This is a genomic window from Pseudomonas corrugata (assembly GCF_050920615.1).
In the GTDB taxonomy this organism is placed as follows: Bacteria; Pseudomonadota; Gammaproteobacteria; order Pseudomonadales; family Pseudomonadaceae; genus Aquipseudomonas; species Aquipseudomonas corrugata.
Genome location: NZ_CP130434.1, coordinates 3,264,473 through 3,289,107, shown reverse-complemented (window position 1 = coordinate 3,289,107; position 24,635 = coordinate 3,264,473). Strand labels below are relative to the sequence as shown.

Annotated in this window: 21 protein-coding genes; 12 read left to right on the top strand and 9 right to left on the bottom strand. The window is 62.0% G+C overall.

Translation table 11 applies throughout. From position 1 onward, the window contains the following. Positions 1-2: 2 nt before the first annotated feature. Complete coding sequence (gene pedF / locus QZH45_RS14835; protein ID WP_024777710.1) at positions 3-464, bottom strand: cytochrome c-550 PedF; 462 nt, start codon at positions 462-464, stop codon at positions 3-5. 253 nt (positions 465-717) lie between these two features. Between pedF and exaA the strand changes: the two genes are divergently transcribed. Both exaA and QZH45_RS14825 read left to right on the top strand, forming a co-directional pair. Then, complete coding sequence (gene exaA / locus QZH45_RS14830; RefSeq protein WP_055135189.1) at positions 718-2,592, top strand: quinoprotein ethanol dehydrogenase; 1,875 nt, start codon at positions 718-720, stop codon at positions 2,590-2,592. Between the two features lie 141 nt (positions 2,593-2,733). After that, entirely contained in the window at positions 2,734-3,375 is a 642-nt protein-coding gene (locus QZH45_RS14825; protein ID WP_024777712.1) for a pentapeptide repeat-containing protein, read from the top strand. Positions 3,376-3,391: 16 nt separating this feature from the next. Here the strand turns inward: QZH45_RS14825 and QZH45_RS14820 are convergent, their stop codons facing one another. Both QZH45_RS14820 and QZH45_RS14815 read right to left on the bottom strand, forming a co-directional pair. Continuing rightward, entirely contained in the window at positions 3,392-4,030 is a 639-nt protein-coding gene (locus QZH45_RS14820; protein WP_024777713.1) for a response regulator, read from the bottom strand. Continuing rightward, complete coding sequence (locus tag QZH45_RS14815) at positions 4,027-5,286, bottom strand: HAMP domain-containing sensor histidine kinase (RefSeq protein WP_055135190.1); 1,260 nt, start codon at positions 5,284-5,286, stop codon at positions 4,027-4,029. Before QZH45_RS14815 ends, QZH45_RS14820 begins: the two co-directional genes overlap by 4 nt. 374 nt (positions 5,287-5,660) lie before the next feature. Between QZH45_RS14815 and QZH45_RS14810 the strand changes: the two genes are divergently transcribed. From QZH45_RS14810 to QZH45_RS14785, 6 genes are all read left to right on the top strand, one after another. Beyond that, a complete protein-coding gene (locus QZH45_RS14810; RefSeq protein ID WP_024777715.1) occupies positions 5,661-6,827 on the top strand; it encodes an ABC transporter substrate-binding protein in 1,167 nt (388 codons plus the stop codon). A 27-nt stretch (positions 6,828-6,854) separates the two neighbouring features. Then, entirely contained in the window at positions 6,855-7,844 is a 990-nt protein-coding gene (locus QZH45_RS14805; protein WP_024777716.1) for a YVTN family beta-propeller repeat protein, read from the top strand. Continuing rightward, positions 7,841-8,572 carry an ABC transporter ATP-binding protein gene (locus tag QZH45_RS14800; protein WP_024777717.1) on the top strand — a complete coding sequence of 244 codons (732 nt, stop codon included), beginning with the start codon at positions 7,841-7,843 and terminating at the stop codon, positions 8,570-8,572. Before QZH45_RS14805 ends, QZH45_RS14800 begins: the two co-directional genes overlap by 4 nt. Beyond that, positions 8,569-9,360 (top strand): ABC transporter permease, encoded by a 792-nt coding sequence (locus tag QZH45_RS14795; protein WP_024777718.1) that lies wholly within the window; start codon positions 8,569-8,571, stop codon positions 9,358-9,360. The genes QZH45_RS14800 and QZH45_RS14795 overlap by 4 nt, the downstream gene beginning before the upstream one ends. A gap of 265 nt (positions 9,361-9,625) precedes the next feature. Further along, positions 9,626-10,159, top strand: a complete 534-nt coding sequence (locus QZH45_RS14790; protein WP_055135191.1) for a PQQ-dependent catabolism-associated CXXCW motif protein — start codon at positions 9,626-9,628, stop codon at positions 10,157-10,159. Positions 10,160-10,214: 55 nt separating this feature from the next. Next, the gene (locus tag QZH45_RS14785; RefSeq protein ID WP_024777720.1) at positions 10,215-10,880 is read left to right on the top strand and encodes a response regulator transcription factor; all 666 of its coding nucleotides are present in this window, start codon (positions 10,215-10,217) and stop codon (positions 10,878-10,880) included. A gap of 142 nt (positions 10,881-11,022) precedes the next feature. Here QZH45_RS14785 and nahK read toward each other — a convergent pair whose 3' ends face one another. From nahK to QZH45_RS14765, 4 genes are all read right to left on the bottom strand, one after another. Further along, positions 11,023-13,665, bottom strand: a complete 2,643-nt coding sequence (nahK, locus tag QZH45_RS14780) for a hybrid sensor histidine kinase/response regulator NahK/ErcS' (protein WP_081325340.1) — start codon at positions 13,663-13,665, stop codon at positions 11,023-11,025. Next, positions 13,595-14,755 carry a nitric oxide-sensing protein NosP gene (gene nosP, locus QZH45_RS14775; protein ID WP_024777722.1) on the bottom strand — a complete coding sequence of 387 codons (1,161 nt, stop codon included), beginning with the start codon at positions 14,753-14,755 and terminating at the stop codon, positions 13,595-13,597. The genes nahK and nosP overlap by 71 nt, the downstream gene beginning before the upstream one ends. Before the next feature lie 310 nt (positions 14,756-15,065). Next, positions 15,066-16,250 carry a porin gene (locus QZH45_RS14770; RefSeq protein ID WP_024777723.1) on the bottom strand — a complete coding sequence of 395 codons (1,185 nt, stop codon included), beginning with the start codon at positions 16,248-16,250 and terminating at the stop codon, positions 15,066-15,068. Positions 16,251-16,617: 367 nt separating this feature from the next. Further along, complete coding sequence (locus QZH45_RS14765; RefSeq protein ID WP_053191749.1) at positions 16,618-17,892, bottom strand: glucarate dehydratase family protein; 1,275 nt, start codon at positions 17,890-17,892, stop codon at positions 16,618-16,620. Positions 17,893-18,209: 317 nt separating this feature from the next. Between QZH45_RS14765 and QZH45_RS14760 the strand changes: the two genes are divergently transcribed. Together QZH45_RS14760 and QZH45_RS14755 are read left to right on the top strand one after the other, a co-directional pair. Beyond that, a complete protein-coding gene (locus tag QZH45_RS14760) occupies positions 18,210-19,106 on the top strand; it encodes a LysR substrate-binding domain-containing protein (protein WP_024777725.1) in 897 nt (298 codons plus the stop codon). A 175-nt stretch (positions 19,107-19,281) separates the two neighbouring features. Then, on the top strand, positions 19,282-19,716 hold the full coding sequence (locus QZH45_RS14755) for a nuclear transport factor 2 family protein (protein WP_055136245.1): 435 nt from the start codon (positions 19,282-19,284) through the stop codon (positions 19,714-19,716). A 156-nt stretch (positions 19,717-19,872) separates the two neighbouring features. Here QZH45_RS14755 and QZH45_RS14750 read toward each other — a convergent pair whose 3' ends face one another. Beyond that, a complete protein-coding gene (locus tag QZH45_RS14750) occupies positions 19,873-20,796 on the bottom strand; it encodes a LysR family transcriptional regulator (RefSeq protein ID WP_024777727.1) in 924 nt (307 codons plus the stop codon). Between the two features lie 126 nt (positions 20,797-20,922). Here QZH45_RS14750 and QZH45_RS14745 point away from each other — a divergent pair, with 126 nt between their 5' ends. Together QZH45_RS14745 and QZH45_RS14740 are read left to right on the top strand one after the other, a co-directional pair. Then, positions 20,923-21,129, top strand: a complete 207-nt coding sequence (locus tag QZH45_RS14745) for a tautomerase family protein (RefSeq protein ID WP_003202537.1) — start codon at positions 20,923-20,925, stop codon at positions 21,127-21,129. A 307-nt stretch (positions 21,130-21,436) separates the two neighbouring features. Then, positions 21,437-22,171 (top strand): SDR family NAD(P)-dependent oxidoreductase, encoded by a 735-nt coding sequence (locus QZH45_RS14740; protein WP_024777728.1) that lies wholly within the window; start codon positions 21,437-21,439, stop codon positions 22,169-22,171. 121 nt (positions 22,172-22,292) lie between these two features. Here QZH45_RS14740 and QZH45_RS14735 read toward each other — a convergent pair whose 3' ends face one another. Beyond that, positions 22,293-24,440: a TonB-dependent siderophore receptor gene (locus QZH45_RS14735; RefSeq protein WP_053191747.1), complete on the bottom strand. Its 2,148-nt coding sequence runs from the start codon at positions 24,438-24,440 to the stop codon at positions 22,293-22,295. Between the last annotated feature and the right edge of the window lie 195 nt (positions 24,441-24,635).

The window sequence follows — 24,635 nt, the reverse complement described above, 5'->3', positions numbered from 1 at the left end:
GATCACTCCTCGACATGCACGCTGTCAAGATAGGTGCGCACCGCCCATAAGGCCTCCTGGCTCAGATAGTCGGCCATTTTGGGCATGTAGACCCGGCCGTCGCGTACCGCTCCGTGACGCACCCGTTCAACGAACCACTCGTCCCCGGCCTCGGCGGCGTCCAACAGACGCAGGTCGGGGGCGATGCCGCCAGACTTGGCTTCCAAGCCATGACAGGCTGCACAGTTCTGGTTATAGGCCGATGAGCCGATTTCCAGGGCCCGGTCATGTTCAGGGGAGTTACGATAGGGGTTTGTCGTAGCCCAACCGTCGCCGTCCACGGCTACGCCGGCGTCCTTGATCGGGGTCAGTCCCTTGGTTTCCACTGCCTGGGGCACTACGTTGCCATGGGCCCATACAGAGCCTGCGCCGGTCAGCCCCATCAGCAGCGCGGTAGCGATGATGGCGTTGCGTTTTGTTGTCATTGTTATGCCCTCTGGATTGCACGCTGACCTCTCTACAGAGGCCGTGCCGTCATCTTAGGAACCGTGCCACGCAAGCCGAATGCTGCTTTGGTGGCCGGGTCCTAGTTCCTTGGTAGCAGGCCATCCGACGCAGGTCGCAAAGACTGGCGGTTCGGGAAGTCTTCCCGGCAAAGGCGGGATCTTTTCCGTATCGGCCAGGCCCCGGTGCGACCCAACCTAGTCAGGCCAAAACCTTTCACTGGGAACCCCCACCATGACAATAAAAACGCTACCCGCACCCTGCACCCTGGCTGTCGCCATGCATGCCTTGCTGCTGGCCGGCAGCCTTTCGTTGAGTCCCCTGGCCAGCGCCGCTACGTCAGGGGTGAGTTGGGAAGACATTGCCAACGATCACCTGACCACCAAGGACGTGCTGCAATACGGTATGGGCACCAACGCCCAGCGCTGGAGCCCGCTGGCCCAGGTCAACGACAAGAACGTGTTCAAGCTGACCCCGGCCTGGTCCTACTCATTCGGCGACGAGAAGCAGCGCGGCCAGGAATCCCAGGCCATCGTCAGCGACGGCGTGGTCTACGTCACCGGTTCCTATTCGCGGGTATTCGCCCTCGACGCCAGGACCGGCAAGCGCTTGTGGACCTACAACCACCGGCTGCCGGACAACATTCGCCCGTGCTGCGACGTGGTCAATCGTGGCGCGGCCATCTATGGCGACAAGATCTACTTCGGCACCCTGGATGCGCGCGTAGTCGCCCTGGACAAAAACACCGGCAAGGTCGTATGGAACAAGAAGTTCGGCGATCACGCCGGCGGCTACACCATGACCGGTGCCCCGGTGCTGATCAAGGACAAGACCAGCGGCAAGGTGCTGCTGATCCACGGCAGTTCCGGCGATGAATTCGGCGTGGTCGGGCAGTTGTTCGCCCGCGATCCCGACACAGGCGAGGAAATCTGGATGCGCCCGTTCGTCGAGGGCCACATGGGCCGCCTCAATGGCAAGGACAGCACCCCCACCGGCGATGTAAAGGCGCCCTCCTGGCCCGACGACAAGACCACCGAAACGGGTAAGGTCCAAGCCTGGAGCCACGGTGGCGGCGCGCCTTGGCAGAGCGCCAGTTTCGACTCCGAGACCAACACCATCATCGTCGGTGCGGGTAACCCGGGCCCTTGGAACACCTGGGCCCGGACAGCCAAGGACGGCAATCCCCACGACTACGACAGTCTCTACACCTCCGGCCAGGTCGGAGTCGACCCGAGCACTGGCGAAGTGAAGTGGTTCTACCAGCACACGCCCAACGACGCCTGGGATTTCTCCGGCAACAACGAGCTCGTGCTGTTCGACTACAAGGACAAGGACGGCAAGATCATCAAGGCCACGGCCCACGCTGACCGCAACGGTTTCTTCTACGTCGTGGATCGCAACAACGGCAAGCTGCAGAATGCTTTTCCCTTCGTTGATAACATCACCTGGGCCAGCCACATCGATCTCAAGACCGGTCGCCCCGTGGAGAACCCCGGCCAGCGTCCGGCCAAGCCATTGCCTGGCGAAACCAGGGGCAAGCCAGTGGAGGTCTCGCCGCCGTTCCTGGGCGGCAAGAACTGGAATCCCATGGCGTACAGCCAGGACACCGGGCTGTTCTACGTCCCGGGCAACCAATGGAAAGAGGAATACTGGACCGAGGAGGTGAATTACAAGAAAGGTTCGGCCTACCTCGGCATGGGGTTTCGCATCAAGCGCATGTACGACGATCACGTCGGCAGCCTGCGGGCGATGAACCCCACCACCGGCAAGGTCGTCTGGGAGCATCAGGAGCCTCTGCCACTGTGGGCCGGCGTATTGGCGACCCAGGGCAACCTGGTGTTCACCGGTACTGGTGACGGCTTCTTCAAGGCGTTCGATGCCAGGACCGGCAAGGAGCTGTGGAAATTCCAGACCGGCAGCGGCATCGTCTCTCCGCCCATCACCTGGGAACAGGACGGCGAGCAGTACATCGGCGTGACTGTCGGTTATGGCGGCGCCGTGCCGTTGTGGGGCGGCGACATGGCGGAGCTGACCAAGCCCGTGGCACAGGGTGGCTCATTTTGGGTGTTCAAGATTCCAGGCTGGGACAAGGCCATGGCGCAGAAGTAGCGCGCCCCCCTCAAAACTCAATCCCATCCCCCTGTAGGAGCGAGCCTGCTCGCGAAGCGGTGTGTCAGTCGACATCCATGCAGGCTGATCCACCGCTTCGCGAGCAGGCTCGCTCCCACAGAGCTGACCGAGTTTACTGCCATGAATTACTTACCCCTTGCATTGCTGCTCGCCCTCAACGCCCACGCCGACGACACCGATACTCCCCTGACCATTAACGGCTGCGTCATCGCCGAATCCAGCCAATGCCCCGGCGCCGATTTACGCGGTGCTCAACTGGCTAATCAGGACCTGCGCAAGATGAACCTCAGCGGCGCGGACCTGCGGGGTGCCGATCTGCGCCATGCGCGGCTGGATCTGGCGAACCTGGAGAAAGCCCGTTTACAAGGCGCGAACCTGACCCGCGCCAGCCTGCAACAAAGCAACCTGCGCCTGGCAGACTTCACCGACGCCACCCTCAAGGCTATTCAGGGCTGGGGGCTGTTCGCCCAGGGCGCGCAGTTCCAGGACGCCGACCTGAGCGCCGCGTACCTGCAGTTTTCCCGACTGTCGGGCGCGCGCCTGCACGGCGCCAACCTGCAAGCCGCCGACCTGGAAATGGCCTGGCTGAGCAAGGCTGACCTCAAGGACGCCGACCTGCGCGACGCCAACCTGCAGGAAGCCAAGCTGGGGGAAAGCAACCTGGAACAGGCCAACCTGAGCGGATCACGTCAGCACTACGGGAATTTCCAGGGGGCTAACATGGAGGGTTGTACCGGGTGTCCAACGTCTTGGGCCGAGTAACTCACAGTGCCCACAATCACCGCGCCACCCGCACCACGCCCATGTCGATCCCCAAATGCACCAGCTCTGCATGGGAACTGACCTGCAGCTTGCTCTTGAGCAACGTCAGGTGATTGGACACCGTCTTGGCGCTGATGCACAGCTGCTCGGCGATCGTGCGCGCGGGGGTGCCCTTGGCGAGCATGACGAAGATTTCCAGCTCGCGCTGGGTCATGCATTGCAGGCGCGGGTCGGCGTCGTGCCGGGAGCTGGCACAGGCCAGTTGGGTCGCCAGGGATTGTTCGATGTAGGCATGGCCGGCCAATACCCGCCGCACCGCCTCCACCAGCACCTGGGGCGCCGAATTCTTGGTCAGGTAACCCGCGGCGCCGGCGTCCAGCGCCTGGCGCACCAGCGGCAACTCATCGTGCATGCTGAAGAACAGCACGCGCAGTTGCGGCAGGCGTTGGCGCAGGCGCCGGGTGGTTTCCAGGCCACTGATGCCGGGCAGGCCGAAATCCATGATCACCAGGTGAGGCACTTGCTCTTGCACCTGGCTCAGGGCCTCTTCGCCCGTGGCCGCCTCTCGGACCTGCAAATCGGGCATCAAGGCCCGCAGAAGGCTCGCGAAGCCCTGCCGAACCACGGCATGGTCATCCACCAACAAAATGTTCATCGCGCCTCCAGGGGGATGTTCAAGGCCAGCGCCCAGCCGGCACCGGGGCGACAGATGACTCGCAGCTCGCCGCCCAGGCTGCGAGCCCGTTCGGACATCGAATGCAGGCCGACTCCCGGTCGGGGCGGCGGCGTCGCCCCCAGGCCGTTATCGCGTACCAGCAGCCGCAGACGTCCGCCGCGCTGACGCAGACGAATCCGTACCCGGGTGGCGCTGGCATGACGGGCAACATTGGTCAGCGCCTCCTGGACCAGGCGATACAGATGGGTCTTGTCTGGACCGGACAACGCCGGCAACGCGGCATCGATCCGCAGCTCGCAGGCAATGCCATGGGTGTCCTGGCATTGCCTCACTAACAATCCGATGGCTTCGTCCAGCGGCAAGTGCTGCAACACCACCGGGTACAGGTCGTGCACCAGCGCCCGAAAACCCTGTTGCAAGTGCTCGCAGTGATCTTCGAGCTGGCAGACCGTCTGTTCCAGTACCGACGGCTGGTCGGTGACCAGGCGCAGCAGGCAGGCCCGGGCACGGATACCAGCCACGTATTGGCCCAGATCATCGTGCAGGGCCTGGGCCAAATGGGTCCGTTCCTGTTCCTGCACAGCCAGCAGTGCCTGGGTGAGCCGGGTGTTATCGGCCTGGGATTGGGCCAGGGCGGCAGTCATTCGATTGAAGTGCCCCGCCAGTTGCCGCGCCTCCGGGATGCCTTCGGCGGGCAGGCGCACCCGCAGATCGCCGGCCGATACCTGGCGCAGTGCGTCGAGCAGCTCATCCAGCAAGTGCATGCCCCGACGCACCGCCCAGCGGATAACCAACAGACTGAGCAACAGGGCCAGGGCGCAGACGCCCAGCAGTTGCACCAGCGAATCGAGGATTTCCTCGATTTCATCCCGTGGATCGACGGCGATCCAAGCCCGACGACCGTCGCCCAGGCTCACCACTTGAGGCGCAGGGCCATCGACGAGCAGTTGGCGGCCGAGCCAGGCCTTCAGTCCGCTGTCGATACCCGTCGGGGGGCGATCCCCCGGCGCCTGCCAGCGCACCCGTATATGGCGCAAGCTGCCGGTCAGTCGCTCCTGGAGCCTGGTCGGATCGCGCTCGGCGGTCTCGCGCAGGTATTGCACCACGGAACCGGCCGATTGCAGCTCGCGCTTTACGTCGGTCATGGCCTGATGCAGCAACAGGCTCGCACAAGCCAGCGTGACCAGGCCGAAGAAGGCCGTCACCCACAGATTGATCCGCCACAGGGCCGACATGCTCAACACCCCATCACTGAATCGACACAAAGCCCTTGTGGGAGCGAGCCTGCTCGCGATGACGGCGGCACATCCAACCTTTCTGCCGGCTGGACCACTGCTATCGCGAGCAGGCTCGCTCCCACAGGGGGGCCGCGGTGCCCCCCGGACAACCGATCAACCCCAATCAGACTCAGGATCAGCAACAACGGCAGAAGCAACGCTTTGAAAGTCTGCACGGTCTGTTCGCTCCCTGATGAATGACGATTGCCTGCATCCTAAAACCCCGAGGTCGACGGCGAGCTACTACCTTGGTACTGCCCCGGCGGTACTTTCTGCATATTCCCCCCTGATCAAGGGCTTCCTATGCTGGCGTCACCTGCAATGGAGGTGTTATGCGCCGGCTCGCCAGTTTCACCTTGATCGCTCTGATGGCCGCCGCCACGGTCCAGGCCGAGGACGTCGCGCCGTTGCAGGTGCGCATCGGATACCTGGGTTACCGTCCCGATCCGGGGCCCCTGCTGTCCAACGTCATCACCGAGCCCACCGACGCAGGCTTGCGCGGCGCCGAGCTGGCGATCATCGACAGCAACAGCACCGGACGTTTTCTCAAACAGGATTACCGCCTGGAAAGCGCCAGCGTCGACAGCCCCGAAGCCTTGCTCGAGTCCGCCCGCGCGCAACATGAGCAGGGCCTGCGGCTGTTCGTGGTCAACGCCCCGGTCGCCAGCCTGCGCCAGCTCAGCGCCGCCCTGCCCGACAGTTTGCTGTTCAATGCCGGCAGCCCCGACGACAGCCTGCGCACCACCGACTGTCTGGGCAACGTGCTGCACAGCCTGCCGGACCGGGCCATGCTCGCCGACGCCCTGGTGCAATTCAGCGTCGTGCGCAAATGGCAGAAGGCGTTGCTGATTGTTGGGCAGACGCCCGAGGACCAGGCCTATGCCAGCGCCCTGCGCCGGGCCATGAAACGCTTCGGCCTGAAGACCGTGGCCGAGAAGACCTGGCAGTTCGACAATGATCAACGCCGCAGCGCCCAGGCCGATATGCCGCTGTTCACCCAGACCGCGGAATACGACGTGGTGCTGGTGGCCGATGAGCGCGGCGACTTCGGCGAGTACCTGCCCTACCAGACCTGGTACCCGCGTCCGGTGGCCGGCACACAGGGACTGACCCCCACCGGTTGGCACAAGACCGTCGAAACCTACGGTGCGGCGCAGCTGCAAAAACGCTTTGAGGCCTTGGCCGGGCGCTGGATGAACGACCGCGACTTCGCCGCCTGGATCGCCGTGCGCAGCGTCGCCAGCGCAGTGAGCAAACTGCGCCAGGCCGACCCGTTCGCCATCCGTCAACTGGCCTTGAGTGATCAGTTGCCGCTGGATGGTTTCAAGGGGCGCAAGCTCAGCTATCGCCCCTGGAACGGACAACTGCGCCAACCGATTCCCCTGGTCCAGCCACGGGCCCTGGTCAGCACCTCGCCCCAGGACGGTTTCCTGCACCCCAGCAATGAAATGGACAGCCTGGGCTACGACCGGCCCGAAGTGAGCTGCCGCTACCCCTGATCGAAAACAACAACAAGGAAAACCGCCATGCGCCGCCCGCTGTTTCAACCGATCCTGCTGCGCCAGGTTCTCGCCCTCGGCGCGGTCTTGCTCGCCACCGGCCCTGCCGCCGCCAGCACCGCCTGGGTCTCGAACGAGAAAGACAACAGCCTGAGCCTGATCGACATGCAGAGCCTGGAAGTGGTCGAAACCCTGCCGGTGGGCCAACGTCCGCGGGGTCTGCTGCTGTCCCACGACAATCGCCTGCTGTACATCTGCGCCAGCGATTCGGACCGGGTCCAGGTGATGGACGTCGCCACCCGCAAGATCATAAAGGAGCTGCCGTCCGGCAAGGATCCGGAGCAGTTTGCCCTGCACCCCAACGACCGCTGGCTCTACGTTTCCAACGAAGACGACGCGCTGGTGACCGTCATCGACACCCAGACCTCCGAAGTGCTGAGCCAGATCGGCGTCGGTGTCGAGCCCGAGGGCATGGCCGTCAGCCCCGACGGCAAGTGGACGGTCAATACCAGTGAAACCACCAACATGCTGCACTGGATCGACACCAGCACCCAGACCCTGGCCGACAGCACGCTGGTGGATCAGCGACCACGCTTCGTCGAGTTCAATCGCGACGGCACCCAGCTCTGGGCCTCGGCGGAGATCGGTGGCACCGTGACGATTCTCGATGTCGCCACCCGCAAGGTACTCAAGACCCTGACCTTCCAGATCAAAGGCGTTCATCCGGACAAGGTCCAGCCGGTGGGCGTCAAGCTCAGCGCCGACGGCCAACTGGCCTTTGTCGCCCTGGGCCCGGCCAACCATGTGGCGGTGATTGACGCCAAGACCTTCGAGATCCTGGATTACCTGCTGGTAGGCCGCCGGGTCTGGCAGCTGGCATTTACCCCGGACCAGCGTCAATTGCTGGCAACCAACGGCGTCAGCGGCGATGTCTCGGTGATCGACGTGCAGAGCCGCAAGGTGCTCAAGTCGGTGAAGGTCGGGCGCTACCCCTGGGGTGTGGTGGTGACTCCATGAGCGCCCTGGAGGTCAGCGACCTGAGCTTTGCCTATGGGCCGCGCGAAGCCCTCAAGCAGATGAGTTTCAGTGTCGCCACTGGGCGCTTCGCTGCGTTGCTGGGTCCCAACGGCGCCGGCAAATCCACGCTGATCGCCCTACTCACGCGCCTCTACGATGTGCAGCGTGGCGAGATCCGGGTCGGCGGCCATTCCATGCAACATTCTCCACGGCCGGCCCTGCAACAGCTGGGCGTGGTGTTCCAGCAAAGTACCCTGGACCTGGACCTGAGCGTCGAACAGAACCTGCGCTATCACCTCGCCCTGCACGGTTTGTCGCGACGCGAAGGGATGGCGCGGATCGATGCCGAGCTGGCCCGTCAGCAATTGACCGAGCGACGCCATGAACGGGTCCGCGACCTCAACGGAGGGCATCGTCGCCGGGTGGAAATCGCCCGGGCGCTGCTGCACGAACCCCGCCTGTTGCTGCTGGACGAGCCCAGCGTCGGCCTCGACCCGGCCAGCCGCCTGGCCCTGGGCCGGCACATTCGCCAACTGTGCGACGAACAAGACATCAGTGTGCTCTGGACCACCCACCTGCTGGACGAAGTACAACCTTGCGACGACCTGCTGATCGTGCACCAGGGCCGCCTGGTCGCCAGCGGCCGCGCCGAGGACGTGAGCCAGGAACATGGCGGCACCCTGGGGTCGGCCTTCACTCGCTTGACCACCTCGGGAGTCCATGCATGAACGCGTATTGGCAATGTTTCAGCGGCATCGTCATGCGCGAATGGCTGCGCTTCGTATTGCAGCGCACACGGCTGCTGAGCGCCCTGGTACGTCCGCTGCTATGGCTGCTGGTGTTCGCCGCCGGTTTTCGTGCAGCACTGGGCATCGCGATCATTGCGCCCTATGACACCTACATTCCCTACGAGGTGTACATCGTGCCAGGCCTGGCCTGCATGATCCTGCTCTTCAACGGCATGCAGGGTTCGCTCTCGATGGTCTACGACCGGGAAATGGGCAGCATGCGGGTGCTGCTGACCAGTCCCCTGCCCCGTGCCTTTCTGCTCACAAGCAAACTGCTGGCGACTTCGTTGATCTCGTTGCTGCAGGTCTACGCCTTCCTCGCCATCGCCTGGCTATACGGCGTCCAGCCGCCAGCAACAGGCATGTTACTGGCACTGCCGGCATTGCTGCTGGTGGCGCTGATGCTCAGCGCCCTGGGCCTGCTGCTGTCCAATGCGATCCGGCAACTGGAGAACTTCGCCGGGGTGATGAATTTCGTGATCTTCCCGATGTTCTTTCTGTCCTCCGCGCTGTATCCGCTGTGGAAGATGCTCGAAGCCAGCCCGTGGCTGTACTGGCTGTGTGCGGTGAACCCGTTTACCCATGGCGTGGAGCTGGTGCGTTATGCCTTGTATGGCCAGTTCAATCTGTTGGCGATGACGGTGTGCGCGGGGTTGACCCTGGCGTTCGCCCTGCTGGCGGTGTGGACGTTCAACCCGCAGCATGCGGCGCTGCGCAAGGCCGGTTGATCCAAACCGATACGATCCCGTTGAAGGAAAACATCCCCCTGTGGGAGCCGAGCTTGCTCGCGATGACGGCGGCACAGCCACCATCGCGGCAAGCTGATCCACCGCCATCGCGAGCAAGCTCGGCTCCCACAGGGTTCGCGGGCGTAAAGACCATTGTGCAAAGGCCAGAAATTACGACTTTAGTACTGCTTTCCCTGTCCATGGTCGCATTCCCAAGACCGCGACCCTGTCATGTAATGGACGCATAACAACAAGGACCAATCCTATGCTCCGTTTACTGGCGGTCGTCTTGCTGGGCCTGTCGTTGAATGTCGCGCAGGCCGACACGGCACTGTTTTCCCCCCAGGGCTATCGCATCGACCGGTATCGCAGCCCCACCCCCGACGCAGTGGAAGGCGCCCGGACGGTGGATACCCCGGCACTGCAACAACTGCTCGAACAGACACCCGGCCCGGTGCTGATCGACGTCTATCGCCGGCCCTGGGTCCAGGGACGCTTCATCGACAACGAGCCTCACGCCAACCTCCCAGGCAGCCTTTGGCTGGCCAATACCGGCGACGGCGAGCTCGACCCGACCTGGCAGGATTACTTCGCTCACCACCTGCGCCAGGCCACCGCCGGGCGTGCGGAGCAACCGTTGGTCTTTTATTGCCGCTCCGATTGCTGGCTGAGCTGGAACGCGGTAAAACGCGCCGCAGCCATGGGCTATAAGCATCTGTATTGGTACCGCGACGGCGTCGATGCGTGGGAGGCTGCCCACCTGCCCCTTCAAGCTGCACGGCCTGAACCGTTTCCCTGATCTTGAACGTGCGTGCAACTGCTCCAGCCAAAACACAATAATGAGGTGAATGGCCATGTATAAAATCCTGATAGCCGACGATCACCCACTGTTTCGCGAAGCCATCCATAACGTCATCAGCGACGGTTTTCCTGGCAGCGAGGTCATGGAAACCGCCGACCTGGACAGCGCCCTGGCCCTGACTACCGAGCACGACGACCTGGACCTGATCCTGCTGGACCTGAACATGCCCGGCATGCACGGCCTCAATGGCCTGATCAACCTGCGCAACGAGGCCCCGACCATTCCCGTGGTGATCGTCTCGGCCGAACAGGACAAACAGATTGTCTTGCAGGCCATCACCTACGGCGCGGTGGGGTTCATCACCAAATCCTCGCCACGTTCGCAGATGACCGACGCCATCGAACAGATCCTCAACGGTAACGTGTACCTGCCACCGGACATCATCCGTACCCAGAAGAACCCGGTAGGCCGGCGCCTGAATGAAACCCCGGCCTTCCCGCCCGAACTGCTCCAGGCCTTGACCCGCAAGCAACTGCTGGTGCTCGAGCGCATGACCAAGGGCGAATCGAACAAACAGATCGCCTACACCCTCGACATCGCCGAAACCACGGTCAAGGCCCACGTCTCGGCGATTCTGCGCAAACTCAACGTGCACAACCGGGTGCAGGCGATTCTCAGTGCGGGGGATATTGATTTCGGGGCGTATCTGCGGCGTTGATGTTCTGCGTCCTTGCGGGGAGAAACTTTGTGGGAGCAAGGTTTGCCCGCGATGAAGGCCAAGTGTTCTTTCTGACACTCCAGCGCCTGCATCGCGAGCAAGCTTTGCTCCTACAGTTGCTTTGCCACAAAAAGTGTTCGGCTCAGGGACGGTTGGATTGGGCCAGCAAATGACTCATCGCAATCTTCAGCTTCATCGGCCGCACCGGTTTATGCATCAGGGTGTGCCCGCGCTCGCGGATCTGTTGCTTGAGTTCATTACTGTAGTTGGCGGTGATCAACATCGCCGGGATCGCTGATTCGCGGCCAGCGTTGATCCGGGCCACGGCGTCGACGCCGTTCTGGTCGTTGTCCAGGTGATAGTCGGCGATCAGCAGGTCCACCTCGGTGTGCTCGTTGTCCACCTGGCGCGCCAGGTCCTGCTCCGATAGTGCGGTCACCACATGGCAACCCCATCCCTCGAGTAAGGTACGCATACCCGCACAGATCGCCGCGTCGTTATCCAGCACCCAGATTCGCGCCCCGCGCAAGCGTTCGAGCATTGGCTCACTCATGTCCACGCATGGCACAGGCTTGGGCGCGGTGGCACTCAGCGGCACGTCGATGGCGAACATCGAACCCTTGCCCGGCCACGAGCGCACCTGGATCCGGTGTCCGAGGATGCCGGCGATCTTCTCGACAATCGCCAGGCCCAGGCCCAACCCGCGGTCCTGGTCCGGACGCTGTACATCGCCGCGCTTGAACTCCTGGAAAATTTCCTCCAGGCGATCCTCGGCGATGCCAATGCCGGAATCCCAGACCTGGATCGACACCCGCTGCCCCTGGCGCCGGCACCCCAACACCAGGCGGCCGCTGGGGGTGTAGCGGATGGCGTTGCTCAACAGGTTGCGCAGGATCCGGGCGAGTAGCTGCATGTCACTGCGCACCAGTACTGAACAAGGCACGAAGCGCAGCACCAACCCCTCACTGCGGGCGACCTGGGCGTATTCGGCGGCCAGGTTGCCAAGTAACTCGCTGAGGGCGAACGGCGCTATGTCCGCCTTGATCACTCCTGCATCGAGCTTGGAAATGTCCACCAGAGTACCCAACAGGTTCTCCACGTCCTGCAAGGAGTTGCTGACGTTGCGCACCAGATGCGCATTCGCCACTGGCTCACGACGTTCGAGCAAGGCGCTGGTGAATAGCCGCGCGGCGTTGAGCGGTTGCAACAAATCGTGGCTGACCGCCGCCAGGAACTTGGTCTTCGACAGGTTGGCCTGCTCGGCCTCGCGCTTGGCTTCACGCAGGCGCAGCTCCACGCGGCTGCGCTCATCGATTTCGCGCAGCAACTGTTCGTTGAGGGTGGTCAGTTCAGCCGTGCGCTCCTGGACCCGCTGTTCCAGGTTCTGATAGGCCTGGTGCAAAGCCTCGGCGGTACGTCGCCGTTCGGTGATGTCGCGGATCAGCACGAAAATCCCCACCACTTCGCCGTTGGCCAAGCGATTCGGCACGTAGGAGCGCAACATGTAGCGCTCCTGGTTGTTGATGTTGGTTTCGGCGAATTCGAACGTCACGCTCTCCCCGGCCAGGGCCCGGGCCACATAGGCCTCCAGGCGCTGATAGTGCTGCTCGCTGTGGGCTTCGCGCAGGCTCTGGCCGAGCATCACGCCACGGGGCCAGCAATACCACTGTTCGTAGACCTTGTTGGTGAACTCATAGACCAGGTCGGCATTGAGGTAGGCGATCAGTGCCGGCACATGGTCGGTGATCAGCCGGATCCAGCGCTCGCTTTCACTCAACGCCTCAGCGTGCTGATAGCGCTCGGTAATATCGGTGAAGGTATTGACGTAGCCACCGGTGGGCAGCGGATGGGTGCGGATTTCCAGGACCCGGCCATCGGAGAGGCGCTGCTCGCGTTCATGAATCAATCGACCATTGCTGTCGCGGCTGGCCGGGGTCAATAGTTGCAGTTCGCTGTCGGCAATCACTTCGTTGAACGGCCGGTGGGCCGCCACCGGGGCCAGGCCGCTGAGCTCCAGGAAACGTCGGTTCCACAACTCCAGCACGCCCTGGGCGTTGACCATCGCCACGCCCTGGGAGAGGTTGTCTACCGCACGCTGCAACAGGTGGGATTTCTGCGCGATGGCCTGCTCGCGGCGCACGGTCTCACTGAGTTTGACGTCGGTGATGTCGGTGAACAGGATCACCCGGCCACCTTCCTGGGTCGGCCGTTCGCTGACCTGCAACCAGCGACCGTTCTGCAAGCGATACAACACATGCTCATCATCCTGGCCGCGATTTTCTTCGCTGAACAGTCCATTGGCGGTCATCAGCCGCTTGACCTCGCCCAGCCGCATCCCGGCCATGATGCGCACCCGGCTGTGGGCCCAGAATGCCTTGAAACGGCTGTTGAACAGGACGATGCGTTGTTGTGCGTCGAACAGCACGAACGCATCGGAAATGCTCTCGATGGCGTCGATCAGGTACCGATGGGCCGTTTCCGCCCGCAGCCGCGCCTCACCAAGTAAATGGTTGCCGGCCTTGAGCTCGGCCATGGCCTGGTTCAGTGCATCGGTGCGCTCGCGCACCTGCTCGGCCAGCACCACCGAATGCTGGAACGCCGCGTACGGGTCGCTGCCCCGGGTCACGCCGGACTCCACCCGCTCGATCAGCGCTGCGTTGATGCGCTGCAACTTGTGGTTTTCGTGTTGCAGTCCGGCAATCTGCGCCTGCAGATCAGCGATGGCCGGGGACGCGATGTCGGGCAATGGCAACTCCGGTAAAGGTCTGGTTGATATGCATGCCATTGAACTGTTCTCCGTAGGTGTTGAAACCCATCACCCGTTGTTTGCGCAGGAACTGGCCGATCTGCTCCAGGCCACCGCGATCTTCCAGCTCCAGGCGCCTGAGGAAACAGTCGCAGCCGATCGTCAGCAACAGATCACCGAGACGCGCCTGCAAGCCGTCAAAGAGGTTTTCCAGGTTGTTCAGCAAGGGGCCCGGGGCCATCGCCGTGAGGACGATGCCGTTCTCCACCGCGCAATAAAAACTCAAGCTCAGGTCTGGGTGCACCTGCTGGACGGCCCGCACGTAATACTGGTCGTTGATGCGCACCGCCAACGGATGGGCGGCGAACACCCGGTAGTCGAGGGCACTCACCGGCACGCCGATATGCCGGGCGTATTCCTCGGCGGCGGGTTCGGCATTGAGTTCATAGACCCGGCGCGAAGCGCTGTCGGCGCCGGTCACCACCAGTTTTTCTTCCCGGGGCAGGATGTGGTGGGTGGTGAACACCTCGAATTCCAGCCAGGTATTGATCAGCACCACCACGGCCGCACCGCTGTGGAACTGGCCTTCGAAGTACACGTGGGTATGGGTCAGGTAATTGTCGTCGCCGGCCGAGCCGCCAAAATGCGGGATGTCCCCAAGGGCAGCGCTCAATGCCGCCAATACCATCTCTTCGCGGCTGGACAGACCATCAAGCAAGGTCAATGCGAAACTGTGGCCCTTGATCGGTGCCAAGGCGTTGCTGCGGCAGCCGCTCGCCAGTCGCTCGACCATCTGCTGGGCATCGATCAGGCTGAAGTGCCCCATCTCACCGATCAGTTCGGCGGCAATGGAAAAATGCCGGTGATCGAACCCCACCGCCGTCACGCAGTTGCGTCCATAGCCCAGGGCGGTGATTTCCCCTGCGCTGGTGCAACCCACCAGGCGAATCCCGCCGAAACTCTGCGACAGCGCCTGGCCAAGAGCCGGCAGATCGTACTCGGCGGAACAGAAAAACAGCACGAAGCCCAGGTACGGATGCAGCAACTGCCGCGCCAGTTCCTGGGCCACCTGCTCGACATCCATTGCCTGGGACATCGCGCTTACCACGCCTTCGCTCTGGGCCTGCATCTTCGCCTCCGTGACAGGAGCCTTGAGTGTACGAAGCCGCGCCGGCCCCACGAATGCTACTTGGGTAGCGGGTGTGCGCTTCCATGGGATGAGAACGGTGGCGGCCCGGGCCGCGATGCGCACGGCTGGGGCCACCACAAACTCTCGAACACCGAATCCCTTTGTGGCGAGGGGATTTATCCCCGCTGGGTCGCGAAGCGGCCCCGGAAAATAGTTCAGTCGACACAAAGCTGGGGTGACTGAAAAGGGGCCGCTTCGCAGCCCAGCGGGGATAAATCCCCTCGCCACAGGGGTTGTGTTGCCTTAGGTATTACCAGGTCAACACAGCCCCCACCGCAAACGTATCGGTGTCCTCGTTCTGGGCGCTGGTGTCATGGCCGTTGATTTCGAACTGGTTGTACTCGGCCACGAGCTTGAGGTTGTCGTTGACGTCATGGAACAGCGCAATGCCGCGGGTTTCGTAATCAGCGCCGCTGCCTACTACGCCGTTTCCATCGTCATCGGTCTTGCCGTAGGACAACGCCAGGCGGTTCTTGCCCAGCTTGTAGGAGCCTTGCAGCAGATAGCCCTTGCTGTCGACGTTGCGCAATGTCGCTTCGCCGGCGTTGTTGGTGAAGAACGGGTTGATGCCCTTGGCCTGGAATCCGGAGCCGGTGAGAGACAGGCCACCCATCTTCGCTTGCACGCCATAACCCAGGCCTTTGGAGGTCACCGACTCGACGGTGGAGTCGGTGTTGTCCGAGGTCTGGTAGCTGCCGTTGAGCCAGCTGTAGATTTTCGCGCCACCGAGGTCGAACTGGTAAGTGATCTCGCTCTCGGTGCGCGGGTTCTCCTGATAAGCCTTGCCCGTGGCGCTGCTGTCATTGGTGTCCACCGGATCCATGATCCCCACCGCCACCCGTAGCCCGTCCATGACCGGGGTGCGATAGGTGATCTGCGAGGTCGGGAATGGATAGGGATAGCCGCTGCCGATGTTGCCGAACGACACACCGCCACCGTCCACCAGCCCCAGGGTGTCGCTGACCTGGCCGTAACCGGCGAGCAATTCGTCGAGCAGGATATTGGAGCGGGCGAACAGGCCGAAGTCCTTGCCGATCAACACCTCGCCCCACTCCGGGTTGGCGACGGTGCCATAGAACTGGCGCACATCAATGGCAGTATCGGTACCGTTGGTTTCGCTGTCGTTGATGGTCACCCAGAACGACGCGCGGGCGCCGAGTTTGAGGTCATCGACCTGCTTGCTCATGTTGAAGCCCAGGTAGTTGGGCAGGAAACCCATCTTGACCCGCGCCTGGCGCCGGTCGTACTGCTCCCCCGCCCGGTCCACGTCACTGTTGACGTAGAAGGCGTTGATGTAGCCATCGGTGGAAAAGGTGGTCTGATCCTTGTCGTACAGCATGATTTCGGCCTGAGCCAAAGGCGTCAGGCCAAGGGTCGAAAGGCTGGCGATGACCGCAGGCATAAAACGGCGACGGGTATTTTTATTGTTGTGCATGGCGCGCTCCGCAACAGGGGACGGGATGTCGGAGGCGATTATCGAAAGGCTGAGGGCCCCGCCATACGCTGCCTTGGAGGCAATTGGCGAGTGCTTTGGAAGCGCCGGCCCGGCGCGGCAGTTTGGGTGTACGACTGCCATGCCTATGGGCGCGGTACTTTGGGTGTGAGCCGATTGATCGGTGGGCGAACAATGAAACCTGTGGGAGCCGAGCTTGCTCGCGATGGCGGTGTGTCAGCTTGCATTTCTGTTGAATGTAGCGCCGTCATCGCGAGCAAGCTCGGCTCCCACAGGGTTTCCCACGGGGCTGTGGCAGCGAAGCTCCTGTGGCTAGGAAGCTTGCTCCCACAGGCCCCCTCGCACCCACTCAGAACCTCGGCTTGACGGTCTTCCAGTCCGGCCGGTAGCGCTGCATCTGCCGCACATCGTCGCGCTGGCGAATGCCGCAGCGCAGGAACTGTTCATGCAGCATGCCCAGTTGATCCCGGTCCAGCTCCAGCCCGAGCCCCGGTGCCCGGGTGATCTTCACGCAGCCATCGACAATCGGCAGCTTGCCCCCCTTGATCACCTCCTCATCCGGCTCCTGCCAGGGGTAATGGGTGTCGCAGGCGTAGTCCAGGTTCGGCACCGCGGCGGCCACGTGGGCCATGGCCATCAGACTGATGCCCAGGTGCGAGTTCGAATGCATCGACACGCCCAGGCCAAAGGTGTCGCACATTTTCGCCAGCGCCTGGGTGTCCCGCAGACCACCCCAGTAATGGTGGTCGGCCAACACGATCTGCACGCTGTTCAGCGCCACGCTGCGGCGAAACTCGTCGAAATCGGTGACCACCATGTTGGTCGCCAACGGCAGGCCGGTGCGCTTGTGCAGCTCGGACATGCCCTCCAGCCCCGGTGTCGGATCTTCGTAATACTGCAGGTCGTCGCCAAGCAGTCCGGCCATGCGAATGGAGGTTTCCAGCGACCAGTTGGCATTCGGGTCGATGCGCAACGGGTAGCCAGGAAACGCCTGCTTCAGCGCCTTGATGCATGCCACTTCATGCTCCGGCTCCAGAGCGCCGGCCTTGAGTTTGATGCTCTTGAAGCCGTAGTCGGTGATCATGCGCCGAGCCTGGGCGACGATCTGCTGCTCATTGAGCGCCTCGCCCCAGCTGTCCGGTGGATACGGCGAATCGATGTGCTCGGCATACTTGAAGAACAGGTATGCGCTGAACGGTATCTCCTCGCGAATCGCCCCACCCAGAAGATCCACCAGCGGCACGTTCAGGTAGTGGGCCTGCAGGTCCAGGCAGGCCACTTCGAATGCCGAGTAGGCATTGCTCACTGCCTTGCTCGCATGGGAACCCGGTGCCAGTTCAGCGCCTGCGACGCTGGCGGGCCGTTGAGCGGCGACGGTGGCCTGGACGATGGCCCGCAACTGGTTGAGGTTGAACGGGTCCAGGCCGATCAGTTGGTCCTGCACTTGCTGCTGGATCGCCAGAGCCGGGGCATCGCCGTAGCTCTCGCCCAAACCGATGTAGCCGTTGTCACTCTCGATCTCAATGATCGAGCGCAGCGCAAACGGCTCATGAATGCCGCTGGCGTTGAGCAATGGCGGATCGCGAAAGGCAATGGGGGTGACGGTGACGCGTTTGATCTTCATATAGCGGCTCCCGATAGGCCAGGGTTCAGGGTTTGGTTGTTTTCCGGCGGATTGGCTTGCGCGGCGGTTTCGCGCTTGTAGGAGAATGAGTCGGGTGTGTCACGCCGCGGCGAGGTACGGCGAAAAAGATCACCACGGCGGCGACCAGCGAGGTCATTGCCTGGCTCGCGCCAGGGTACTGTCATACATAGAGTCCAGTGCGTTATCCAAGGGAGCCTCCCAGTCGTTGTTTTTGTGGGGAACGGCTCGATGATGGACGGGGTACATTGTTCCCGTCTAATCTAACTTGGCACTTGATTGATACCTGGATTGAATCAATGTTTGAACTCGCCCAACTGCGCTGCTTTACCACCGTCGCGACGGAACTCAATTTCCGCCGCGCCGCCGAACGGCTGAACATGACCCAGCCGCCCTTGAGCCGGCAGATCCAATTGCTGGAGCATCACCTGGGCGTCGAACTGTTCACCCGCAGCACCCGCAGCGTTGCCCTCACTGCCGCCGGCCGGGCTTTTTTCATCGAAGCGCAGAACCTGCTGGAGCAGGCGCAACAAGCCGCCACGGCCGCCCGGCGCTTTGCCCAAGGCGACATCGGCTCGGTCACCATCAGTTTCGTCGGCAGCGCGGTGTACGAGTTTTTGCCGAAAGTCATCGCCGAAGCACGGCTGAAACAGCCTCAAGTCAAAATCGTCCTGTCGGAAATGAACACCTACCAGCAGCACGAAGCCCTTCGCGCGAGGCGCATCGACCTGGGCATCGTCCGCTCGCCGCTGCTGGAAACCGGCTACGCCACCGAATGCCTGGTGCGCGAGCCCTTTGTCCTGGCGGTGCCTGCCGGTCACCCGCTGGCCAGCGCCGAATCCGTCAGTGTCCAGGACCTTGATGGCCAACCATTCCTGATGTATTCCCATACCGCCTACCCACCCTTCAACGAATTGCTCACCGGCATGCTCCGCTCGGCCCGGGTCGCACCGCAATTCGTGCAATGGCTGGGGTCATCACTGACCATCCTGGCACTGGTCAACGCCGGCATGGGCCTGGCGCTGGTGCCACGCTGTGCCACCAGCGTGGTGTTCAGGCAGGTGGTGTTCCGCGAGATCGATCTGGGCGAAGGCGTACAGAGCGAGTTGCATCTGGTGTGGCACGAAGACAATGACAACCCGGCGTTCACCATGTTGCTGGAAGGGATTCGGGGGGCGGTTCGCGAGGGATTCTGATCCGTAGCCTGCCGAAGCAGGCTTGTCGAGCACACATGTGTGGCGGTTCACGGCCAATTTCAGTGAAAAGGCTGCGACTCAGCTGTTTCCGTCACACCAATGTAGTTGTACGATGACAGATGAGTGTATTTCAAACGCTCATTTCTCATATCTAACAACAACAAGGACACACTCCATGAAAAAAGCGACATTGGTGATGAGCTTCCTCTGCCTGTTCGGCGGCTACGCAGCCACAGCCGCTGCTTCGGCCGAGCAAGACGTGGCACAGGCTGTCGACCATCTGACCCAGGCCATGCTGCACAAGGACATCCCCCAGCTTCAGGCCTTGGCTGCCGAGAGCCTCACCTACGGTCACTCCAGCGGTAACATCCAGGACAAGAAAGCCTTTATCGCCGACATCGAAACCGGCAAGAGCGCGTTCAAGACTCTGGAAATGAAGAATCAGAAAATCATCCTGTCAGGTGACACCGCCCTGGTGCGCAACCACTTCTCGGCCCAGTCAATCAAGGGTTCCGACATCGTGCCGACTGAAATCGAGAACTTTCAGATCTGGCAGAAGCAGAAGGACGGCAAGTGGCTGCTGATCGGGCGGCAGGCGTTCAAGTTCTAATCACTTCCACAGGGTTTGTCGGTAGACAATGAGCTTGCGGTCAACCCTGAACCCAATGTCGGAGCGAGCCTGCTCGCGATGGCGTCCTTCAAGTCAGCTCAGTATCGACTGACTTACCGCTATCGCGAGCAGGCTCGCTCCCACAAGGGAGTGTCCTCAGCTGCCAGCCCACTGCTCCCGATGCTGCAACAGGAAATCGACGAAGGCGCGAACCCGCTGGGGCATGTATCGGCCATGGGGGTAGAGCAAAGTGAAGGGGCGTGACCGGCCACTGAAAGGTTGCAGCACTTCCACCAGGCTCCCGTCCGCCAGTTCCTGTTCGACGATGAACCGGTAGGTCTGGAACAATCCCGCACCATGCCTGGCCAGCGTCACCCCGCCCAGCACATCATCCGAACAGCAATAGTTGCCTTGGCCGAACACCTCCCGCTCTTTGCCATCGACATTAAACAGCCAGGAAATTCGTCGACCGCTGCTGGGCAACTCGAACTGAATGCATTCGTGATCGTCCAGGTCTTCGAGGGCTCGTGGCGTGCCGGCCTTGCGCAGATAGTCCGGCGCGGCGACCACTACCAGCCTGGCGTCCTCCAGTAACCGGGCGATCAAGGAAGAGTCCGGCTGGGCCCGGACCCGAATCGCCAGGTCATAGCCCTCGGCGACGAAGTCGATGTTCCGATTGCTCAGGTGCACGTCCACGCTGACTTGCGGATACAGCGCACGGAAGGCCGGAAGCAAGGGCAGGATCCGGTGATGACCATAGGTAGTAGGCAGGCTGATGCGCAGTTGCCCTGACGGCATCGATTGCGCCCCCATCATCTCCTGTTGCGCCTCCACCAACTGGGTCAGCGCCTGCCGACACTGCTCGAAATAGGTCTTGCCGGCATCGGTCAGGCGGATGCTGCGGGTGGTGCGCACGAACAGACGTGAGCCCAGGCGCTCCTCCAGGCGAAAGATCGAACGGCTTACCGCCGCCGGGGTAACACCCGCCACTTGGGCCGCCGCCGTGAAGCTGCCCGCTTCGGCCGCCAGGCAAAACAGTTCTATGCTGCCCAACTGCAGGTCTTCAAAATGTCGCTTCATGATTCGTTACACCGTGTATCAACTGAAGATCGCAGATGCCTGTTTATCAGTCCGTAGCGTATAAATACAGTGGCTTCGGTTCGCAGGAAAGCCTGCGTACCTTCTCTCAACCAGCAGGAGTGCAACATGCCTTTCGTCAATGTGCGGATCACCCGTGATGGCGTCACCCGCGAACAGAAAGCCCAGGTGATTTCGGAGATCACCGAAACTCTCCAGCGTGTACTGGGCAAAGATCCGCACCTGACCCATATCGTGATCGAGGAGGTCGATACCGATAACTGGGGTTACGCGGGCATGACGACCACGCAGTACCGAAGTCTTCCCAAGGAGTGAGCACCTGCTTCTATCGAGCCCGGCCTGATTGACCGGGCTTTTTTATGTCTGTCGGCCCTGTTTCCCCTGTGGGAACGAGCCTGCTCGCGATAGCGGTGTGTCAGCTGAAAATTGTTTTACTGACAGACCGCTGTCGCGAGCAGGCTCGCACCACAAGGGGCTTGGGTTGAATGAGAGATTGATTACATCAGGTATCAACTCAAGTACCGTCAGCCCCGTTTATCAATCTCCAGCGCACTAATACTCTGATCTCAACCACCGCCCCAACGGCGCAGCGGTTCAACCCAATGTGATCAGGAGTCAAATCATGAGTCTCAATAAAACCGTCATCATCACCGGCGCCTCAAGTGGCATCGGCCTGGGTCTGGTCAAGGCGTTTCTGGACCGGGGTTATAACGTGGTCGGCAATGCCCGCTCCCGCTCGGGACTGGACGATGCCGCTGGCCAGCTCGATCACTCGGCCCGTTTCATCGGTGTGGCCGGCGATATCGCCGCCCCTGCCACGTCGACCCAGCTCATCGCCCAGGCCATCGAAGCGTTCGGGGCTGTTGACGGTCTGGTGAACAATGCCGGGTTCTTCCTGCCCAAACCCTTCGTCGACTACAGCCCTCAAGACCTGGAATCGTTGCTGGACACCAACCTCAAGGGACTTGTCTACGCCAGCCAGGCGGCTGCCGCGCACATGATCGGTCGCCGACAGGGCTTTATCATCAACATTTCCGCCGCTGTGGCCCTGCAGCCGAACATCCAGGTGCCGGCCGCGCTGCCGGTGTTGATCAAGGGTGGCGTCAACCAGATGACCCGAGCCCTGGCCCTCGAGTTGTCGCCGTACAACATCAAGGTCAACGCCGTCGCCCCTGGCATCATCGATACACCGATGCATGACCCGGCTCATCGCGAATTCCTCAACCACCTGGCCCCGGCCGGCCGTGTGGGCACCATCGGGGAAATCGCCGAGGCCGTGCTGTATCTGGCGGGTGCCGACTTTACGACCGGCGCGGTACTGCCGGTGGATGGCGGGATGAGCACGGGTAAGTGGTAGGCATCGCCACAGCCCCATTGTGGGAGCGAGCCTGCTCGCGATGGCGGTGTGTCAGCTGGAAATTATTGACTGACAGACCGCTATCGCGAGCAGGCTCGCTCCCACAGGGAGTGCACTTGCTTTAGAGGGTATAGGAAATGCCCGCCTGCACCGTTCGCGGTGCGCCCGGGTAGGCGTAGACGTTGCCGAAGGCGCCTTCTTCGTAATCAGCGTCGAACAGGTTTTTCAGGTCCAGGTTGAGGCGGATCCGTTCGTTGACCTTGTAGTAGCCAAGCAGGTCGACGACGGTGTAGCTGTCCATCGAGAACGCATTCGCCGCGGTCTGGCCGGCCCGCTCATCCACGTATTTGACCCCTGCTCCCAGGCCCAGCCCCTTGAGGCCACCGTCCTGGAGCTCGTAGACGTTCAACAGGCTGAAGGTGTTCTTCGGCACGTTGAGCAGGCGGGTGCCGCTGGGGATGCTGATGTCCTTGGTCACCTCGGCATCGACATAAGCATAGCCGCCGATCATGCGCCATTCCGGCGTCAGGTTGCCGGCCACGTTCAGGTCGAAGCCACGGCTGCGTACTTCGCCTGCCGCCACACTGAAAGTCGAATCCACGGGATCGGTGGTGAGCACGTTACGTTTTTCAATCTGGTAGATGGCGGCATCGACACTCAGCTGACGATCCAGCGCTTCCCATTTGACACCCACTTCATAGGACTTGCCCTTCTCCGGCTTGAAGCCGTTCCCTTGTCCCTCACGGCTGGCACCGGTGTTGGGTTTGAAAGAGCGGGCGGTATTAGCGTAGACGGCCACCGTGTCAGTCAGGTCGTAGGTCACTCCCAGGCGCGGGGTTACGGCACTGTCAGTCACGTTCCAGTTTTTGCTGCCAGCCGGGGTCTGTGGGACGAACGTTTCGTACTTGTGCTCAAAGCGCTCGAAACGCGCCCCCGCCAACAGCTTCAAGCGCTCGGTGAGCGCCACCTGATCCTGGACGAACACGCCGAACGTCTTGAGGTTTTCCTGATCATCGGTAGGCGTACGGGTCAATGCCGGGCGAGGCTGACCATACACCGGATTGAAGATATCGATCGGGTAGGCACCCGCTCCTGCGGCGGAACGCTGGATGATGGACTGATAGTCGTAGTCCTCATACTCGACCCCGGTCAACAGCGTGTGCTCGAACCCGCCGGTCGAAAAGTGCCCGGTGAGGTTGAGCTGTGTGTCCCGGTCGGTCCACTCCAGTTTGCGGTAGCTGAAATTGCGGCCCAGGGTACGCCCGTCGGCCGCGATGCCGTTGCCTTCCACCGCGTTGCCCTGCAAGGTGCCGTCGAGCCACTGGGTGCCGCCGGCCAGGGTCCAGTCGTCGTTGAGCATGTGCTCGAAACGTACCTGCAGCATGTTGTTGTCGTTGTGCAGTTTGCCGGCGTCTTTTTCGCCGAAGAAGGTATCGCGGGAGGCCGTGCCACGCTGGCCGCCATAATGCGTCAGGCCACGGTCCAGCGGATGGTTGTTGCGCATGAAATCGCCCTCGAGCGTCAGGCGGGTGGTGTCGTTGACCTGCCAGGTCAGCACCGGCGCGACGCCATAGCGCTCGGTCTCGACATGGTCGCGGAAGGTGTCGCCACCCTCGCCGATCACGTTCAGGCGATAGGCCAGGCGCCCTTCTTCATCCAACGGGCCGGACGCATCCAGCGTACCGCGACGCATGCCCTGGTCGTTGAACTGACTGCCCAGGGTCACCGTGCGTTCGGCCAGCGGTTGCTTGGACACCACGTTGAATGTACCGCCCGGATCGCCACGACCGTACAGCATGGTCGCCGGGCCGCGCAGCACTTCAAGCCGCTCGATGGTGTTGGCGTCGGGCATGTTCGGGTAGCCACGGTTGATCGGGAATCCGTTGCGGTAGAACTCTCCGGTGGTGAAGCCGCGCACCGTGAACGTGGTAAGGCCCTGACCGCCGAAATTGTTGGCCCGCCCCACTCCGCCCGCATAATCGAGCGCATCCTGCAGGCGGGTGGCGCCGAGGTCTTCCACCACGTCGCGGGACACTACGCTGATGGATTGCGGGGTTTCATGGAGGGCGGTGTCGGTGCGCGTGGCGCTGGCCGAACGGGTGGCGTGATAGCCATTGACGGGGCCCTGTGCGGTTTCAGTGTCCGAAAGGCCCACGATATCCGTGGCCTGCAACTCCAGCGGCGCCCGGTCCGGGGCAATGGGCTCATCAGCCCAGGTTGAAACGGAACAAGTCTGGAGCACACACAGTGAAACGAGAATCCGACGCATCGAAGCACAACCTTAATGGGAAGACACCGACCGTCTCCGGACGGTCGACAAGAATGTGTCGCGAAAGATACAGCAACTCATTACCGTTTGATATCTATTCCCATTAACATCTCTTTGCTATATGCGGCCACCCTCCGCTGAGTACAAGCAATGCCTCCTCTATCCGCTGGGAAACCGTCATGTGAGCAAGCTTGC